Origin of the sequence: Kutzneria sp. NPDC052558 (genome assembly GCF_044547355.1) — a bacterium.
Taxonomy (GTDB): Bacteria; Actinomycetota; Actinomycetes; order Mycobacteriales; family Pseudonocardiaceae; genus Kutzneria.
The window spans coordinates 123470-140582 of sequence record NZ_JBIUAG010000021.1 but is presented as its reverse complement, the minus strand read 5'-3'; the positions used below and the strand labels follow the sequence as shown (position 1 = coordinate 140582).

Annotated in this window: 18 protein-coding genes; 11 read left to right on the top strand and 7 right to left on the bottom strand. The window is 71.8% G+C overall.

All coding sequences use genetic code 11. The features are described 5' to 3' along the window. Positions 1–11 precede the first annotated feature (11 nt). Complete coding sequence (locus ACIG5F_RS32160) at positions 12–359, top strand: hypothetical protein (protein ID WP_396523675.1); 348 nt, start codon at positions 12–14, stop codon at positions 357–359. Here the strand turns inward: ACIG5F_RS32160 and ACIG5F_RS32155 are convergent. Both ACIG5F_RS32155 and ACIG5F_RS32150 read right to left on the bottom strand, forming a co-directional pair. After that, entirely contained in the window at positions 356–2326 is a 1971-nt protein-coding gene (locus ACIG5F_RS32155) for an alpha/beta hydrolase (RefSeq protein WP_396523674.1), read from the bottom strand. The two genes, ACIG5F_RS32160 and ACIG5F_RS32155, sit on opposite strands and share 4 nt — an antisense overlap. Continuing rightward, positions 2323–2640 (bottom strand): type VII secretion target, encoded by a 318-nt coding sequence (locus ACIG5F_RS32150; protein WP_396523673.1) that lies wholly within the window; start codon positions 2638–2640, stop codon positions 2323–2325. Before ACIG5F_RS32150 ends, ACIG5F_RS32155 begins: the two co-directional genes overlap by 4 nt. A gap of 75 nt (positions 2641–2715) precedes the next feature. Between ACIG5F_RS32150 and ACIG5F_RS32145 the strand changes: the two genes are divergently transcribed. Further along, on the top strand, positions 2716–3426 hold the full coding sequence (locus ACIG5F_RS32145) for a maleylpyruvate isomerase N-terminal domain-containing protein (RefSeq protein ID WP_396523672.1): 711 nt from the start codon (positions 2716–2718) through the stop codon (positions 3424–3426). A gap of 4 nt (positions 3427–3430) precedes the next feature. Here the strand turns inward: ACIG5F_RS32145 and ACIG5F_RS32140 are convergent, their stop codons facing one another. Then, the gene (locus ACIG5F_RS32140) at positions 3431–4582 is read right to left on the bottom strand and encodes a DUF4268 domain-containing protein (RefSeq protein WP_396523671.1); all 1152 of its coding nucleotides are present in this window, start codon (positions 4580–4582) and stop codon (positions 3431–3433) included. A gap of 112 nt (positions 4583–4694) precedes the next feature. After that, on the bottom strand, positions 4695–4817 hold the full coding sequence (locus ACIG5F_RS32135) for a hypothetical protein (RefSeq protein WP_396523670.1): 123 nt from the start codon (positions 4815–4817) through the stop codon (positions 4695–4697). 244 nt (positions 4818–5061) lie between these two features. Between ACIG5F_RS32135 and ACIG5F_RS32130 the strand changes: the two genes are divergently transcribed. Continuing rightward, positions 5062–5265, top strand: coding sequence for a hypothetical protein (locus ACIG5F_RS32130; RefSeq protein WP_396523669.1), 204 nt, complete (start codon positions 5062–5064; stop codon positions 5263–5265). Here the strand turns inward: ACIG5F_RS32130 and ACIG5F_RS32125 are convergent. The 3 genes from ACIG5F_RS32125 to ACIG5F_RS32115 form a co-directional block, all read right to left on the bottom strand. After that, positions 5257–5967, bottom strand: coding sequence for a class I SAM-dependent methyltransferase (locus tag ACIG5F_RS32125; RefSeq protein WP_396523668.1), 711 nt, complete (start codon positions 5965–5967; stop codon positions 5257–5259). The genes ACIG5F_RS32130 and ACIG5F_RS32125 overlap by 9 nt on opposite strands. A gap of 43 nt (positions 5968–6010) precedes the next feature. Beyond that, complete coding sequence (locus ACIG5F_RS32120) at positions 6011–8740, bottom strand: BTAD domain-containing putative transcriptional regulator (protein WP_396523667.1); 2730 nt, start codon at positions 8738–8740, stop codon at positions 6011–6013. Positions 8741–8873: 133 nt separating this feature from the next. Then, positions 8874–10046, bottom strand: coding sequence for an epoxide hydrolase family protein (locus ACIG5F_RS32115; protein ID WP_396523666.1), 1173 nt, complete (start codon positions 10044–10046; stop codon positions 8874–8876). 17 nt (positions 10047–10063) lie between these two features. Here ACIG5F_RS32115 and ACIG5F_RS32110 point away from each other — a divergent pair, with 17 nt between their 5' ends. The 8 genes from ACIG5F_RS32110 (at position 10064) to ACIG5F_RS32075 (ending at position 17102) form a co-directional block, all read left to right on the top strand. Further along, positions 10064–11212, top strand: coding sequence for a DUF1015 family protein (locus tag ACIG5F_RS32110; protein ID WP_396523665.1), 1149 nt, complete (start codon positions 10064–10066; stop codon positions 11210–11212). A gap of 25 nt (positions 11213–11237) precedes the next feature. Next, positions 11238–11600, top strand: coding sequence for a chorismate mutase (aroH, locus tag ACIG5F_RS32105; RefSeq protein WP_396523664.1), 363 nt, complete (start codon positions 11238–11240; stop codon positions 11598–11600). Positions 11601–11761: 161 nt separating this feature from the next. Continuing rightward, positions 11762–12493, top strand: a complete 732-nt coding sequence (gene cmk, locus ACIG5F_RS32100; protein ID WP_396523663.1) for a (d)CMP kinase — start codon at positions 11762–11764, stop codon at positions 12491–12493. Continuing rightward, positions 12483–13160 carry a lysophospholipid acyltransferase family protein gene (locus tag ACIG5F_RS32095; protein WP_396523662.1) on the top strand — a complete coding sequence of 226 codons (678 nt, stop codon included), beginning with the start codon at positions 12483–12485 and terminating at the stop codon, positions 13158–13160. The genes cmk and ACIG5F_RS32095 overlap by 11 nt, the downstream gene beginning before the upstream one ends. Next, positions 13157–14572: a ribosome biogenesis GTPase Der gene (gene der, locus ACIG5F_RS32090; protein ID WP_396523661.1), complete on the top strand. Its 1416-nt coding sequence runs from the start codon at positions 13157–13159 to the stop codon at positions 14570–14572. The genes ACIG5F_RS32095 and der overlap by 4 nt, the downstream gene beginning before the upstream one ends. Positions 14573–14575: 3 nt before the next feature. Next, positions 14576–15181 (top strand): LuxR C-terminal-related transcriptional regulator, encoded by a 606-nt coding sequence (locus ACIG5F_RS32085; protein WP_396523660.1) that lies wholly within the window; start codon positions 14576–14578, stop codon positions 15179–15181. A gap of 15 nt (positions 15182–15196) precedes the next feature. Beyond that, the gene (locus ACIG5F_RS32080; RefSeq protein ID WP_396523659.1) at positions 15197–15802 is read left to right on the top strand and encodes a TetR/AcrR family transcriptional regulator; all 606 of its coding nucleotides are present in this window, start codon (positions 15197–15199) and stop codon (positions 15800–15802) included. Between the two features lie 100 nt (positions 15803–15902). Then, positions 15903–17102 carry a cytochrome P450 gene (locus ACIG5F_RS32075; RefSeq protein WP_396523658.1) on the top strand — a complete coding sequence of 400 codons (1200 nt, stop codon included), beginning with the start codon at positions 15903–15905 and terminating at the stop codon, positions 17100–17102. Positions 17103–17113 lie beyond the last annotated feature (11 nt).

Here is a 17113-nt window from a genome sequence, read left to right as displayed (position 1 = left end):
ATACTGACCACATGCCGCTCCGCTGGTTCCTGATCCTGTTGCCCGTGGTGATCGTCGCGTTGGTCGGTGGTTACCTGTGGATCCAGTACGGCGGCACGGTCATCGCCGAGGGCCGGGTGAAGGTGCGGGTAGCCCTTGCCGGCGCCGGTGAGCCCGTGCTGTTGGCGGACTACGTGAGTGGTGATCTGACCTTGTCGCAACCGCTCGCCCTGGGCGTGCTTCACATCGACCGTGACCAGGCCCCGGAGGGCGTGGCCTCGGGAGACCTCCTCGACTGTGCCTACCTGCAACGGATGGCGCCGATCGTGGAGCGGCCCCGCGCCGCCGTGGTGAGTGATTGCCACCGGGTGTCCGGCTAGAACCAGGATCCCAGCGTGTGGTCCCAGGCCCAGCCCACCCCGCCGACCACGGTCTTGCCGGTCTCGACGATGCTGCCGGCCGTGTCGACCACGACGTCGGCGGCGGTGTCGGCGACGTCGACGGCCGCGGTCCCCAGGGTGCCGGCGGCATGCTCCACGGCGTCACCCCAATGCCCCTGCGAGATGTCGCTGACCGTCTGTTCCCCGCCGTGGTGGATGTCGGTGACGGTCTGGGCGCCGTCCTTGATCAGGGTGCCCGCGGTGTTGCCGATGACCGGGATGTTGGACGACACCTCCGGCGGCAGCGGGTTGTCCTGCCAGTGCTGCTCGGAGACCTGGTCATAGCGGCCGGTGGCGATGTCGCCGAGATTGCGCAGTGATTCCGAGCCAGGCTCGTAGTAGCCGGAATGCGCGTTTCCGGTCCAGGTGCTGTCGAAGGCCCCGAACTGCCGAGCCCCGAACGAGCCGTCGTACGGCCCACGGGACGAGCCGTCCTCGGTGAACCAGCTGCCCTGGGTCGCCTGCACCACCGGATCGTGCCGGGCCGCGCCGGCCCACACGTGCCCGTCGCCGGCGGAGAGCTGATCGGCATTGGAGGCGCCGACGCCGGGAGAGCCGACGAACACGATGTCGTCGGCGGCCAGGCCGTGCATGCCGGCCTTGCCGACCACGGTGCTGCCGTAGCTGTGACCGATGACGGTCAGGTGCTGGTGGTTGCCGGCCTGCTCGGCTGCCGCCCGGTAGCCGTCGACGTCGGCGACCAGCCGTGGCGCGCCGTCGTCGGCGTCCTTCGCGCTGACGACCTGGCTGCCCAGCAAGGAATCGGGCGCGTCGTAGCCCAGCCACTGGATCACCGCGTTGCCGCTGCCGGCGGAATCCATCTGGCCCTTGAGGTTGGCCGCACGGTCGAGGTCGAAACCGTCCGGGCCGAGCGTCGCGGTCGTGCCCGGCACGCAGACGGCGACGTTCTTGGCGGTGTCGGGGTTGCCGAAGGCCACCGCCATGGTGCCCTGCTTCTGACCGGGACCGTCGGGATCCCAGGACAGCACATAGACGCCGTCGCCCTTGTTCTTGCTGTCGGCGTCGGCGAGCCGTTGACCGGCGTTGGTGGCGTTCTCTCGTCGGCGGTAGGCGTCTTGCCGGTCGTTGAGCAGTCTGGATAGCTCAGGATCGTTGGACTCGCGCAGCTTTTCCTCGTCGTTGGGGTTGAGCCCCAGTTGTGTCGCCCGCTCGATGACCCGGGTGTCCAACTCGCTGTACTGCACGTTGAACCGGCGCTGGTCGACGTCGATGCGGCGGCGGTTGGCGGTGTTGAGTACCTCGGCGGGCAGGCCACGCATCCGGCCGAGCTCGTCGAAGTTCTTGGCCAGCAAGGAATCCCGCTGCTGCGGGGTGAGGCCGGCCCACCACCGGGCGATGTCGCGGGGGCTCGCGCCCGGCGGGGGCAGCGCCACCGACTGGATCGCGGTCGCCGCCCAGGACGGCGCGGTCCCGGCCTTCTGCGCGAATCCGGGCTGCAGCCGGTTCAGCTTGTCGGTGGCCGCGTCCAGGGCCTGCTCGTGCTGCTGGCGGATCTCCTCCAGTTCACGGTTGATCCGGTCAGCCAGCTTGGCGAGCTCCGGGGCGGGCAGCCCGGCCGGTTTGGTGAACCAGTCGGTCATGGCCCGGTCGGCGGCGGCCCGGACCTGGCCGCAGTTGTCGGCGACCGAGCGGAGGACGGCGGTCGCCGCGGTGAGGTTGTCCTTAGTCGCGTTGATCGCGTTCGCGGTCGTCTGGGCCCGGTCGGCGAACGCCTCCGAGGCCGGTCCGGTCCAGGCGCCGGTCGCCGTGGTGGTCCCCGTCCGCACCGATTCGGCCGCGCGGTCCAGGGCGCTGATCGAGGCGGTGATCGGATCGATCGCCCTGGTCACCTGCCCCGCGTCGGCGGCGACCAACCGGGCGTAGAGCTCGACGGGGTCGTTGCTCACCGGCCACCGGCCTTGCGCAGCCCGGCCGCGGCGTCGCCGTCTGCGCCCTGGTAGAGCGCTGCCGTGCTGGTCAGGTTCTCCGCCGCCTCGTCCATCCAGGCCGAGCCGTGCTCCTGGTCGTCACTGTGGGTGGTCGTGAACGTCTGAAGGGCCGCGGCGAGGCGGCCGGCGGCCGGGACGTCGCCGAGCGCGTGCGAGTCCAGCCGGAGCAGGACCAGCAGCGCCGCCGCCTCGCCCACCGCGTCCGCGCCCGCCCTGACCTGCTGTGACGAAGCGCGTACGGCGTCCGGATCGACGCTGAACCCCTCGGACACCGGCCACTCCCTCACCCGACGAACACCGCCGACTACAGTCAGTATGTCGGATTTGGGAGCGGGGAGGCGCATGTCGTGGAAATACCCTGGGTGACGGTGTTCACCGAGCAGTCGAGGATGTTTCGGGACGCCGTCGGCGGGGCCGAACCGACCGCGCCGGTGCCGTCCTGTCCAGGGTGGACGTTCACCCAGTTGGTCCTGCACGTCGGCCGGTTCCTCGAGTCCGCGACCGCGTACCTGGCCAGCGGCAGCACCGTGCAGCTGCCGCCGCTCGCGCCGCCGCCCCCGGTGGAACCGTTGGCGTATCTGGACGAGCAGTTGGCCGCGGCCGCGGAGCTCCTGCCGGCCGTGCCGGCCAACCGTCCTGTGTGGACGTTCTCGCCGGCGGCGCCGGATCTGGCTTGGGTCTGGCTGCGCCGCATCGCCCACGAGCTGACGTTGCGTCGGTGGGACGCGCAGGCCGCGCTGGTGGCCCTGGTGCCGACCGATCGTGAGCAGGCGGTCGACGGGGTGGACGAGGCGCTCGGCACCATCCTGGCCGCCCGCGCCACCGGCGACGTGCCGTCGCATACCGCCGGCACCGCCCTCGTCAGCTGCGGCGACGGCCCGGAGACCTGGCTGGTGCGGTTCACCCCGGGCGAGGTGCCCGCCGTCGACCGGCATGCCGGGCCGGCGGACGCGCGCCTGACCGCCAACGCCTCCTCGCTGTTCTACCAGCTCTGGGGCCGCCTGGAGCTCAAGGGTGAGGGGGATCCGGCCGTGCTCGGGGCTTTGCGAGCTGGCTGAGGAATCAGGCCGTCGCCTTGGGGACGCCGCCGACGGAGTCGATGGCGGCGCGCAGGCGGAGCTGGGTGTCTTCCATCCAACGCAGGAGATCGGGCCAGCGGTCCTGGTCGGTGACGGTGGGGCCGATGAGGCGGGTCTCGATGCGGCAGGACTTCTGGCCGGGCAGCTCGTCGAAGATCAGGTCGTCGCCGAAGCGCTCGATGATCTCGGGGGAGCGGACGGCGAGGACTTCCCAGCGGGCCAGGTTGATGGCGGGGTCGGGGTGCTGGAAGTTGAGCTCGGAGCGGCAGCCGAACTGGGTGAAGGAGACGATCCATGAGGTGCCGGTGACGCCGCCGGGCAGGTCCCACCAGTTCTGCGGCGGCGGGGCGGAGTCGCTCCAGCCGTGGCGTTGCACGGCGGGACGGAAGGCGGTCCAGAACCGGCGGTAGAGCTCGTTCTTGCTCTCGGGCTGCGGGTCGGCGGGGACGGCCCGGTCGGCGGACTTCGGGGCCGGGCCGATGGCGTGCCGGATCGCGGCGGCGATGGCGCGGATGGTCTCGATGGCGTCGGAGGTGGCCTGGGCGGTGATCTCCTGCTTCGCCCGGGCCTGGGTGGGATCGATGTCGGCCTCGTGGGCGATTCGGTTGCGGCGGTTGACAATGGCCTTGAGCAGTTCCTGCACTTCCTCCGGCCGTACCGGCTGGTCGGACTCCTCGCCCATCCGCTTCGCGACCGCAGGCCACAGGGAGACGTCGCTGACGTACTTCAGCGCCTCCTTGATCTTTTCCGGCGCCTGGAAGGACAAGTAGCCGAACTGGGCACGTAAGTGGGCGTCGAACGCCTCGGGCAGGGGCTTCGCGTGGTGGTGCACGTCCTCGAACAGCCGCATCGGGACTTCGAGAGTCAGGAACTTGCGCGGCCGCGGCAGGTCGACGTTCAGCGCGAACACGAGCGCCCGGCCGTAGACCTCGCGGTGCACCCAGTGGTCCAGCGCCGACACCGCCTGCACCCACGCCGCGCGGTACAGCTCGGCCACGTCGAAGACCCCGACCTGAAGGCGTTCCAGGTGCTGGCCGCCGGTCACCAGGTCCCGGGCGTACTCCAGGTTGCTCTGTAGCTCGGAGAACGCGTCCACCGGTTCGGACGCGTCATCGGTCGATGCTCGATCCGCCACCGGTGCAGTATGCCGCCGGCCGCCGGAAACCCCCAGGCCCCTTGCCATTTCGTTGTGAGAGGATCGGCGACAGGGGAGGAATGGACATGGGACTGGACTACAGCTACGTGATTCACGTGCCGACGGATGGCGTCGCGCGGGCGCTGACGGCGCTCGCGGCGGTGGCCCCGCCGCCGCAGAATCCGCCGGTGACGGTGACGTTGCCCGGCGAGGACCGGATCGTGCTGCCGTTCACCTCGGGCTTCAAGAGCGATCCGGTGGACTGCTCCGACGGCGGGGACCTGTGGCTCGACACGGTGATGCTGATCGACATCGATGACGATCACACCCAGGAGTACTTCGACGAGCATGCCCGGGAGTACATCGAGGGAGCGGAGCGGGGGCGTCTGGGATACCTCTATCTCCAGGTGAGTTTCGTGTCCCAGGTGCATTCCCGGTACGCATCGCTGGAATTCACGGCGGCCACGACGAGCATGAGCATGCTGATGGAGCATTCGGCCAGCGTGGAGGCGGCGTTCGCGGGGTTGACGGCGGCCAGCGGCGGCGTCTGCTGTTGGCTGGACCGGGAATGGGAGAGCCTGGAGGTGCGGTGGCTGAACGGGGAGAAGTGCCGGGACAGGGTGCCCGGCCCCCGGTACGCCACCGGGCTGGACGTGGCAGCGACGTGGCCGGAGCTAGGCTGACTTTGTTGCCAGGAATACGTATTCGCGGCCGGGGCGGTCGGGGGCGTCGCGGAGGTCGGTGACGGTGAAGCCGTGAGCGGAGAGGTCGGCTTCGATCTCGGGGCGGTCGCGGAAGCGGAGGGTGGAGGTGGAGGTGAGCTGCTCGCCGTCGGGGAAGATCCAGGTCCAGCGGAAGGTGACGAGGGGGCCGCTGACGTCGAGCAGGTCGACCCAGGTCTGCACGCCGTCGACGATCGTGAGGGTCTGCTCCCGGTTCCAGCCGAGCCAGCCCTGGCGGGCGGGGATGCGGGTCTCGAACATCAGCACGCCGCCGGGGCGTAGGGCGGTGGCGGCGCCGGTGAGGGTGGCGGACCAGTCGGCGGGATCGACGATGGCCTGGGCGGCATTGCCGGTCATGACGGCGAGATCGGCGCCGAGGGCGGGCAGATCGGTTGCGGTGCCGTGGATCCAGCGCACGCGCGAGGCCCCGGGCTTGGCTCGGGCGACGTCGAGGGAGGCGAGGGCGGGGTCGACGCCGGTGACGGAGACGCCCCGATCGGCCAGCAGCAGGGCCAGAACCCCGGTGCCGCAACCGATGTCGACGACCTGACGGGCCGACAGCTCGGCGGCGACGGCGAGGTAGGGGTCGAGGTCGTCACGGGAGCCCTCGTGCCGGTCGTAGAAGGCGGCCAAGCGGGGATGGGTGAACCCTTCGTCTGCCACGAGAGCCGACTGTAGGGCAGACGCCCCGTGACCGCCGACGGATTTAGCAGCGCTGGGTGGGCACGAGCAGGTCGGCCAGTTCCTGGCGGACGGCGTCGGCCTCGGCGTCGCGGGACTGCCGGTCGTAGACGGCGATGGCCTCCTGGAAGGCATCCCGGGCGGCGTCGACCCGGCCGAGGGCGAGCTGGGCCCGGGCCAGGTCGGAGAGGGTGGCGCCGATGACGGTGTTGTTGCCGATCCGGCGGTAGAGGGCCAGGGCCCGCTGGTGGTGGCCGAGCGCGGTGGCGTGGTCGCCGGTCATGGCGGCGATCACGCCGAGCACGTCGGTGGCGTCGGCCTCGTTCTCGATGTCGTTGTGCTGACGGAAAAGGGCCAGTGCCTCCTCGCAGCGGGCACGGGCCCAGTCGTGACGGCCGAGGCGGGCGGCGAAGGTGGCGACCAGGTTGAGGGACTCGCCGATCCAGATCGGCTCGCCGGTGCGCCGGGCGGCCTCGAGGGCGGCCAGCTGGTGGTCGAGCGCGGGCTGCCATTCGCGCAGTCGCTTGTACACCAAGGCGATGGCCTGCTCGGTGCGGCAGAGGTTGATCGGATCCCGCTCCCGGTCGATGAGCCCGAGAGCGGTCTGGATGTGGTCCAGCGCCTCGGAGAGCCGGTGCACGCGCGAGTAGGCGCGGCCGGCCTGGCGGTGGATGACAACGGCCACGGAACTGTCCACATGGGACACTGAGCGCAGCGCGGCCTCCCAGAAGGCCAGGTTGTCCAGGTGCACGCCCTGCCGGTAGCAATACGTGGCGGTGACCCAGGCCAGCTGCCACACCGCGTCGTGCCAACGGAGGTCGACGGCGACCCGCTGCACGGCGAGCAGGCAGGCGCGTTCGGTGTCGAACCACCGCATGCCGTCGGCGGGCTCGTCGGGCTGGCAATCGTCGGGCAGCGGCACATAATCGACGTCCTGGGTGAAGACGCCGAGCGCCTGGTCGGCGGCTGCCGCGGAGTGCACGTAGAACGCCACCAGCCGGCGCAGGGCGGCCTCCTGGTCGCCCGAGACCTGGGAGACGGCGAACAGCCGGACCAGGTCGTGCATCCGCCACCGCCCGGGAACATCCTGGTGCAGCAGGGAAAGCCGCTCCAACGCGCGGAGCACCGGCCCGGTCCGGGCCACCGGAAGCCCGGCGAGGGCGGCCGCCGCCCCGAGGCTGATGTCGGGGCCGGGGGACAGGCCGAGCAGGGCGAAAACCCGGGACTGCTCGGCCGGAAGGGCGCGGTGCGAACAGGAAAGCACCGCGGCGACGCCGGCGCTGGGGTCGTCCTCGTCGAGCACGCCGAGCCGGGTCGCGGCGTCGCCGAGCTCGGAAGCCAAGGCGGCCAACGGAAAACCCGGCCGGGTCTGGGCCCGGCCGGCGACCAGGCTCAGCGCCAACGGGAAACCGGCGCAGCAGGCCAACAACTCGCTGACCGCCTCGGGTTCGGCGGCCAGCCGTTCGGCGCCGACCCGGTCGCCGAGCAGCAGGCTGGCGGCGGCGTCGTCGAGCAGCCCGACCGGCAGCGGCCGGGCGCCGTGATTGGACACCAGCCCGGCCATCCGGTCCCGGCTGGTCACGATCACCGCGCAGGTGGGACTGCCCGGCAGCAGCGGCGCGACCTGCGCGGAGTCGGCGGCGTTGTCCAGCACCACCAGCATCCGGCGGTCGGCGAGCAGGCTCCGGTACAGCGCGGCCTGCCCGTCCAGATCGGTCGGCACGTCCCCGCCGGACACCCCGAGCGCCTCCAGAAACGCCCGCAGGGCAACGGAAGGCGGCACGGGATCGGCGGCCGGATCGAACCCGCGCAGGTTGACGTGCAACTGCCCGTCGGGAAAGGAGTCGAGGTGCCGGTGTGCCCACCGCAGCGCCAGCGCGGTCTTGCCGATGCCGCCGTTGCCCCAGACGGTCGCCACGGGCATGGAGTCCCCGCCGGCCAGGGCCTGGGACAACGCCTCCAGCTCGTCGGCCCGCCCGGCGAACCACGCGGGCGGGGCCGGCAGCTGCCGCGGCACGACCGCCGGCCGCCGGGTGCTCAGCGCCGGGTCGGCGGTGAGCATGCGCTGGTGCAGTTCCCGCAGCTCGGGGCCGGGATCGGCACCGAGGTCCTCGGCCAGCCGCCGGCGTACGGCGTCGTACCGGCTCAGCGCCTCGGCCTGCCGCCCGGCCCGGTACAGGGCCAGCAGCAGCTGCCCGGCGACCCGCTCGTCCAGTGGGTGCTCGCCGGCCCGAGCCAGCAGCTCCGGCACGAGGGCGGCGTGCTGGCCCAGCCGTAGCCGCAGGTCGGTGTGGTCGAGCTCGGCGGCCAGCCGCTCCCGGGCCAGCCGACCCCGTTCCCGCACGGCCCACTCGGAGTCCAACCCGGCCAGCGCCTCGCCCCGCCACAGCGCCAGGGCCCGCTCGTACAGCCCCGGATCCTCGGCCGCGCGGGCCCGAGTGACCAGGTCTCGGAACTCGTGCACGTCGATGGTCAGCGGATCCTCGACGACCAGCGAGTAGCCGCCGTCCCGCCGCACGATCGACACGCCGTCGACCCGCCGCAGCCGGGTCAGGTAGCTGTGCAGGGTGCCGGTGGCCCGCTGCGGCGCGTCATCGCCCCACACCCGGTCGACCAGCTGGACGGTCGGCACGACCGCGTTGGCGTCGATCAGTAGCGCGGCGAGCACGCTGCGCTGCCGGGCGTGACCGATGTCCGCCGACCGACCGTCGACGTGCACCTCGACCCCGCCCAACAGCGCGAAACGTACCGTCACGCCCTGTGCATAACGCCTCTGGCCTGCGGATTCAAGTGGAACGCAATATTTCGCCGCCACCGGTCATGCAGACTGGCGGCCGAGCGCGCCGCCGGTCCTGGCGTAGGAGGGAGCGCCACGAACGGCGGCGCGGTCAGCCCCGCAGCGGCCGGAAGAACTCCCGGATCTCGGTCACGAGCGCCTCGGGCTGCTCCATGGCGGCGAAGTGCCCGCCCTTCTCGAACTGGGTGAAACGCTGGAGGTTGTAGGCCCGGGCGATCCACTCGCGCGGCGGCCGCGACAGCTCCTTGGGGAACGCCGCGAAACCGGTCGGGGCCTCGATGAAGGAGGGGGCCAGCAGCGGCGTGCGCTGGTCGCGGAAGGCCTCGTAGTACAGCCGGGTCGAGGTGGCGATGGAGTTGGTCAGCCAGTAGACGCTGATGTTGGTCAGCAGGTCGTCCTTGCTGAACACGGACTCGACGTCGCCGTCGCAGTCGCTCCAGGTGCGGAACTTCTCCACGATCCACGCGGCCAGTCCGGCCGGCGAGTCGGACAGGCCGGCCCCGAGCGTGGCCGGCTTGGTGCCCTGGATCTGGCCGTAGGCGCCTTCCTGCTCGCGCCACTGGGACCCGTTGGCCTTGAAGTCCCGCTCGGCTTCGGTCAGCGGCTCGGAGTGCTCGCCGACGATCGGCCGCGTGCCCATCATGTTCAGGTGGATGCCGGCCAGCGAATCGGCGTGGTCACGGCCCAGGCTGGTGGTGATGATCGCGCCCCAGTCGCCGCCCTGCGCGCCGTAGCGGGAGTAGCCCAGCACCCGGGTCATCAGCTCGTGGAAGCGGTCGGCGATCTCGGTCGGGCTGACGCCGGGCGTGCCGGGGTGCGGGGAGAAGCCGTAGCCGGGCAGGCTGGGCGCGACCACCGTGAACGCGTCGGCCGGGTCGCCGCCGTGCGCGGCCGGGTCGGTCAGCGGGCCGAGGATCTTGCTGACCTCCCAGAACGAGCCGGGCCAGCCGTGGCTGAACAGCAGCGGCAACGGGTTCGGGCCGTTGCCCTCGACGTGGACGAAGTGGATGTCGGCGTCCCGGACGGGCGCGGTGAACTGCGGCATCTCGTTGAGCCGGGCCTCGGCTGAGGGCCAGTCGAACTTGGTCCGCCAGTACTCGACCAGCTCGGCCAGATAGGCCGTGGGCGTGCCATGGGTCCAGTCGTCGGACAGTGCGGGGGCGAACCGGGTGCGGGCCAGCCGCTCGCGCAGGTCGTCCAGGTCACGGGCCGGGACCTCAATTCGGAACGGCTTGGCCGAACTGGCGCTTTTGTAGTCGGTCACGGTTCATCATGGTGGTCATGAACGGCTGGGTGCGTCCAGTGCGAACTGGTTGGGTGGTGCGGGACTTCGTGCCGGGCCCGGACGTCGACGAGTTCGCCGAGCCGGACCAGGTGACGGCCGCGCTGCGGGCCGAGGGCGCCTCAAGGGGCACCCTGTTGGCCGTGCAGCACCCGCACCGCACGCCCGAGGCGCTGGCCAGGGGTCTGGGGCTCACCGCAGCGCTGCCGATCGCCCGCGCGGCGCTGGATCACTTGCGGGCCCTGCACTATCGCCAGGTGCACGACGTGATCGCGCCCTATCAGGTGGACGGCCCGGACGGCTGCGCGCACGGCGTGCTGTGCATGGTCGACCCGGCCGAGGTGGGGCGGGTCACGCACACCGAGGAAGTGTTCCCGGACGTCGTCGCCGAACGGTCGGCGGTGCTGTCCGGACTGGCCTGCGCGACCAGCGCGGCGATGCTCGTGCCGGTGTCCGGCGGCGCGGCGCTGACCTCCCTGATCGGCGACATCTGCGGCGAGCTGGCCGAATCCGTGGTGTCCCATGTGGACTCAGGTGGGCGTCGGCACCGGATGTGGTTGCTGGGCAAGGGATCCCGGCAGACGGAGCTGCTGGAGCTGCTCCAGGAGCAGTCGCTGCTGGTGGCCGACGGCAATCACCGGGTGGCCGCCGCCGCGGCGACCGGATCGCTGTTGGCGCTGGTCACGGCCGGTCCCGACCTGCAAATCGGCTCGATCCACCGAGTGCTGGCCGGCACCGGTCTCGACGTCGACACGATGCAGCGGCGGTGGCAGGAGATCGGGCTGGCGGTCACGCGCGGCGTCGACCCGGCCCCGCCGCGGTTCCCGGGCGTGGTCGTGGTGCTGGCCGGCGGCGAGGCGCTGCGGGTGGCCCTGCCGGACATGGGATCGGAGAAGCCCCAGATCGATCACGGCGTGGTGGAGCAGGTCCTGGTCAGGGAGGCGCTGGGCATCGATCCCGATGGTCCCTCGCTTCGCACCCTCCCGGCCGGGCGGCCGCTGCCGGCGGACGCGGATGCCCTGGTGCAGCTGGCTCCCGTGCCGTTCGAGGACGTGCTGGCGGTGCACGCCGAGGGTCGGCGGATGCCCAGAAAGGCAACGTACTTCACGCCCAAACCGCGCAGCGGACTGCTGCTCGCGGCGCTGTGACCGGGGTTTCGGCTAGGGTCGGGTCATGGCAGTGCGGGCGGTGCGGGGCGCGACGCAGATCGACGCCGACGAGCGGGAGCAGTTGCTGGAGGCGACCGCCGAGCTGGTCGAGGCGGTGCTCTCGCGCAACGGGCTGGTGCCCGACGACCTGATCAGCGTGGTGCTCACGGCGACCCCCGACATCAAGTGCGAGTTCCCGGCGTACGCGGCGCGCATGGCCGGGCTGGCCGACGTGCCGCTGCTGTCGGCCACCGAGATCGACGTGGCCGGGGCCATGCCGCGGGTCATCCGCCTGCTCGCCCACGTGGAGACCGACCTCACACGGGCCGAGATCAAGCACGCCTACCTCCGTGGCGCCGCCGCCCTCCGCACCGACCTCCCCCACTGACCTGTCCCCACCGACCCCGCCCTTGATCAACGCTCCTTTCCTCTCGTTGAACGTCAGTAAGGGCCCCTTCATGACGTTGCGGGCGGCTCCCTGATTCGTTCCTGGACGGGGGCACCAGGCAGAATGGGTGCGGACGGTCGGCGACTTCGGGAGGCGTTACGGTGGAACGCGGCGAGCTGCGTGGTGTGGTGGCCCTGGACGGGCCCTCCGGCACCGGCAAGTCCACCGTGGCCCGACGGCTCGCGAGCCGGCTGGGCGCACGCTACCTGGACACGGGCGCGATGTACCGGGCGGCCACGGTGGCGGTGCTGCGGGCGGGCGTGGACCCGACCGACGCCGACCGGGTGCGCGACACGGTGGCCCAGGCCGACATCACGGTGACCACGGACCCGCAGGCCCAGGCCACGGCCCTGGGCGGGGACGACGTGAGCGCGGAGATCCGCGGCCCGGAGGTCACGCTGGCGGTGTCCCCGGTGTCGGCGGTCGCCGAGGTCCGGGCCCAGCTGGTGGCCCAGCAGCGGTCGATCATCGCGACGGCGCTGGCCGAGGTGGGCGGCATCGTGGTCGAGGGCCGCGACATCGGCACCGTGGTCGCGCCGGACGCCGGCCTCAAGGTGTACCTGACGGCCGACGCGCAGGCCCGCGCCGAGCGGCGCACCAGGCAGGACGCGGCCGCCGGCCGGCAGTCGACGGTGGACGCGACGCTGGCCGACGTGCGCCGCCGCGACACCTACGACTCGACCCGCAAGGTTTCGCCGGCCAAGGCCGCCGACGACGCCGTCGAGCTGGACACCACGCATCTGGACCTGGCGGGCGTGCTGGCCGAGCTGCTGGCCATGGTGGAGGACCGAGGGCTGCGCGCGGTCCCGACCGGGAGCGCCAGTGAACACTGACCTGCCGGACGGCTCCTGGCCCCGGCTGCACGAGTTCGCCCGCTGGCTCGGGGCCTTCGTCTTCGTGCCGTTCTACCGCCTGCGTGTGCACGGCCGCGAGAACGTGCCGACGACCGGCCCGGTGCTGATGATCGCCAACCACAGCACCATGGTCGACGGCCCGGTGCTGTTCGCGGTCTCGCCGCGGCGACCGGTCTTCCTGATCAAGAAGGAGATGTTCAAGGGCCCGTTGGGTTTCCTGCTGCCGCGCATCGGCCAGATCGCGATCAAGCGCGGCGAGCCGGACCGGGCCCCGCTGATGACCGCCGTGCGCATCCTCAAGGGCGGCGGTCTGGTCGGCATCTTCCCCGAGGGCACGCGCGGCGCCGGCGACGTCGACGAGGCCCACAACGGCGCCGCCTGGCTGGCCCGCACGGCCGGCGCGGTGGTGCTGCCGGTGGCCTGCCGGGGCACGCTGCGCCCGCCGGGCCTGACCAAGCGGCGCTTCCGCCCGCACGTGGACGTGCTGGTGGGCAAGCCGTTCGAACTTCCGGCCGACAAGGGCCGTGCCGCGCTGACCGCCGCCACCGAGCGGGTCCGGGTCGAGCTGGCCGACCTCGTGGCCGAACTGGATCGTCTGCGGGCAGGTCGTCCGCCGGCGAGCAATAGCAAGGAGCACGAGGCGTGACTGAGTTGGACGGCACCTGGAGCGACGAGGCCGAGTGGGCCGCGGTCGACGGGGGCGCGGAGCAGGGCGACCCCGACGCCGGGGCGGTGCCGCAGCCGGTGCTGGCCGTGGTCGGGCGGCCCAACGTGGGCAAGTCGACGCTGGTCAACCGCATCCTGGGCCGCCGCGAGGCGGTCGTGCAGGACACCCCCGGCGTGACCAGGGACCGGGTGGCCTACGACGCGCTGTGGAGCGGCCGGAAGTTCACGGTCGTCGACACCGGCGGCTGGGAGCCCGACGCCAGCGGCCTACAGGCCTCGGTGGCCCAGCAGGCCGAGATGGCCATGCAGACCGCGGACACCATCCTGGTCGTGGTGGACGCCTCGGTCGGCGCGACCGCCACCGACGAGGCCGTGGCCAAGGTGCTGCGCCGGTCCAAGCGGCCGGTGCTGCTGGTGGCCAACAAGGTCGACGACGACCGGCTGACCGCCGACGTGGCCTCGCTGTGGTCGCTGGGCCTTGGCGAGCCGCACCCGGTCAGCGGCCTGCACGGCCGCGGCTCCGGCGATCTGCTGGACGCGATCCTGAAGGCGCTGCCGGAGACGCCGCGCGACGACTTCGTGGAGCGCATCGGCGGCCCGCGCCGGGTGGCCCTGGTCGGCAAGCCCAACGTGGGCAAGTCCAGCCTGCTCAACCGGCTGTCCGGCGAGCAGCGCTCGGTGGTCGACTCGGTCGCCGGCACCACCGTCGACCCGGTGGACTCGCTGGTCGAGCTGGACGACGAGGTGTGGCGCTTCGTCGACACCGCCGGCCTGCGCAAGCGGGTCAACTTCGCCAGCGGCACCGAGTACTACGCCTCGCTGCGCACCAAGGCGGCCATCGACGCGGCCGAGGTGGCGATCGTGCTGCTGGACGCCAGCGAGCCGATCGCCGAGCAGGACCTGCGGGTGCTGACCATGGTGGTGGAGGCCGGCAAGGCCCTGGTGCTGGCCATGAACAAGTGGGACCTGGTCGACGAGGACCGCCGCTACGAGCTGGAGAAGGAGCTGGAGCGGGGCCTGGTGCGGGTGCCGTGGGCGCAGCGCATCAACGTCTCCGCCGCCACCGGCCGCTCGGTGCGCAAGCTGGCCCCGGCCCTGCGCACCGCGCTGACCTCGTGGGACTCCCGGATCCCGACCGGCGTGCTGAACTCGTGGCTGTCCGACCTGATCGCCGCCACGCCGCCGCCGGTGCGCGGCGGCAAGCAGCCCAAGGTCCTGTTCGCCACCCAGGCGCAGACCCGGCCGCCGACGATCGTGCTGTTCACCACCGGCTTCCTGGAGGCCGGCTACCGCCGGTTCATCGAGCGCAAGCTGCGCGAGCAGTTCGGCTTCATCGGCACGCCGATCCAGATCTCGGTGCGGGTGCGGGAGAAGAAGCCGCGCAAGGGGTAGCGCATGCCGGTTCGGGTGGTGCTGGCCGAGACCGACGCCGCGCTGCGGGCCGGTCTTCGGCTGCTGCTGGAGGCCGGCGGCCGGGTCGACGTGGTCGCCGAGGTGGATCCCGGGCCGGGGCTGCCGGCGGTGGTGCGGGCCCGGCGGCCGGACGTGGTGCTGGTCGAGGACGTGGCGGCGGTGCGCGGCCTGGCCGGCGGGCCGCCGGTCGCGGTGCTGACATCGTCCATTGTGGACGATGAGGTGCAGCGGGCGATCGACCTCGGCGCGGCCGGCTTTCTGCTGACCGACGCGGAGCCGGAGAGCCTGGTCCGCGCGGTGCTGGACCTGGCCGCCGGCGGCGTGGTGTTCGATCCCCGGGTGGCCGCCGCACTGCTGCCCCGGTTGCGCCGCACCGCGCTGCCGGACAGCGAGCTGCTGTGCGGACTGTCCACAAGGGAGCGTGAGGTGCTGGATCTGTTGGCCGGCGGCCGTTCCAACGGGGAGATCGCCGCCGAGCTGGGGCTGACCGAGGCGACGGTGAAGAGTCACGTGTCCACGCTGCTGGGCAAGCTGGGTGTGCGGAACCGGGTGCAGGCGGCGCTGATCGTGCACCAGATCCGGCCGTAGCGGTTACAGTGCCTCGTGGCCGACACAACTCAGCGCGTGCGCAATCCCTGGGGGCAGGGTGAGCGGCTGCGGCTGGAGATCCTGGCCGCGGCGGCCCGGCTGCTGTCGGAGCTGGACGGCGAGCAGGGGCTGACCATCCGGGGTGTGGCGCGGGCCGTGGGCATCGCGCCGGCCAGCATCTACCAGCACTTCGCCGACAAGGCCGCGTTGGTCAAGGGCTTGATCGAGTACGACTACGAGCTGCTGTCGGCGGCCATGGCCGAGGCCGACGCGTCGTGTCCGGAGGACGCGGTGCTGGACCGGGTGCGCGCGCAGATCCGGGCCTACTGCCAGTTCGCGCTGGACAGCCCCGGCCACTACCGGCTGATGATCAACAATCGGCCCGTGACGATGCCCCGGAGCGGGCCGCTGGTCGGCATCGTGCACGAGGTGATCATGGCGTTCGAGCGCTGCGAGCGGGCCGGCGTGCGGCTGCGGGTGTCGGCGCGCAAGGCGGCGATCACGGTGTTCGTGGCCGCGCACGGCCGGGTCGCGCTCTCACACGCCTCCGAGCGGGAGCCGGGGCAGACCGAGGCCGTGCTCGACTTCGCCGACGAGATGGTCTGGCTCGTCACGGAGTGACCCCGGTCACTCACCATCGGCCACTAGTTGGATAGTGCAACCAAATGGCGCTATGCTGGCCAAGTCAGCGAACATTCGTTTGGTAACTGGGGGTCACGTTATGACCGAAACCCTCCCCGCGTACCCGATGACCCGGGCCGCCAAGTGCCCCTTCGACCCGCCGCCGCAGCTGCGCGAGGTTGAGCCGATCAGCCGGGTGACGATCTGGGACGGCAGCACGCCGTGGCTGGTCACCGACTACGACGCCCAGCGGGCCGTGCTGTCCGACCAGCGGTTCAGCGCCGACAGCCGCATACCCGGCTTCCCGGTGCAGTCGGCCGCCGTCAACATCCGGCGCGAGCGGGCCCGGTCGTTCATCGCCATGGACGACCCGGAGCACGACCGGCTGCGCAAGATGCTCACCCGCAACTTCATGATCAAGCGGGTCGAGGCCATGCGGCCGCGGGTCCAGCAGATCGTGGACGACCTGATCGACACCATGCTCGCCGGCCCCAAGCCGGCCGACCTGGTGACCGACTTCGCGCTGCCGGTGCCGTCCCTGGTGATCTGCGAGCTGCTCGGCGTGCCCTACTCCGACCACGAGGTCTTCCAGGAGTGGAGCAAGAAGCTGGTCGGCCGGCTCACGCCGCGGGACGAGGCGGTCAAGGCCAGCGAGGAGCTCCAGGAGTACCTGCTGGGCCTGGTGGCGGCCAAGGAGAAGGAGCCGACCGACGACATGATCGGACGGCTGGTCACCGATCAGCTCGCTGCCGGCGAGCTGACCCGTGACGAGGTCGCCGCGATGGCGGCGCTGATGCTCATCGCCGGCCACGAGACCACCGCCAACATGATCGGGCTGGGCACGCTCGCGCTGCTGGAGCACCCCGAGCAGCTGGCCGAACTGCGCGAGACCGAAGATCCGAAGCTGGTCGCCAACGCGGTCGAGGAACTGCTGCGCTACCTGACGATCGTGCACAGCGGGCGGCGGCGCGTGGCCACCGCGGACATCGAGGTCGCCGGCCAGCTCGTCCACGCCGGCGAGGGCATCATCCTGGCCAACGACGTCGGCAACCGCGACGAGACCCAGTTCCCCGAGCCGGACACGCTGGACATCCACCGGCAGGCGCGCCACCACATGGCCTTCGGCTTCGGCGTGCACCAGTGCCTCGGCCAGCCGCTGGCCCGGATGGAGCTCCAGGTCGTCTACAGCACCCTGTACCGCCGGATTCCCACGCTGGCGCTGGCCATCCCGTTCGAGGACGTCCAGTTCAAGCACGAGATGGGTGTGTACGGCGTCCACTCGCTTCCCGTCACCTGGTAAGGACTTTTCGC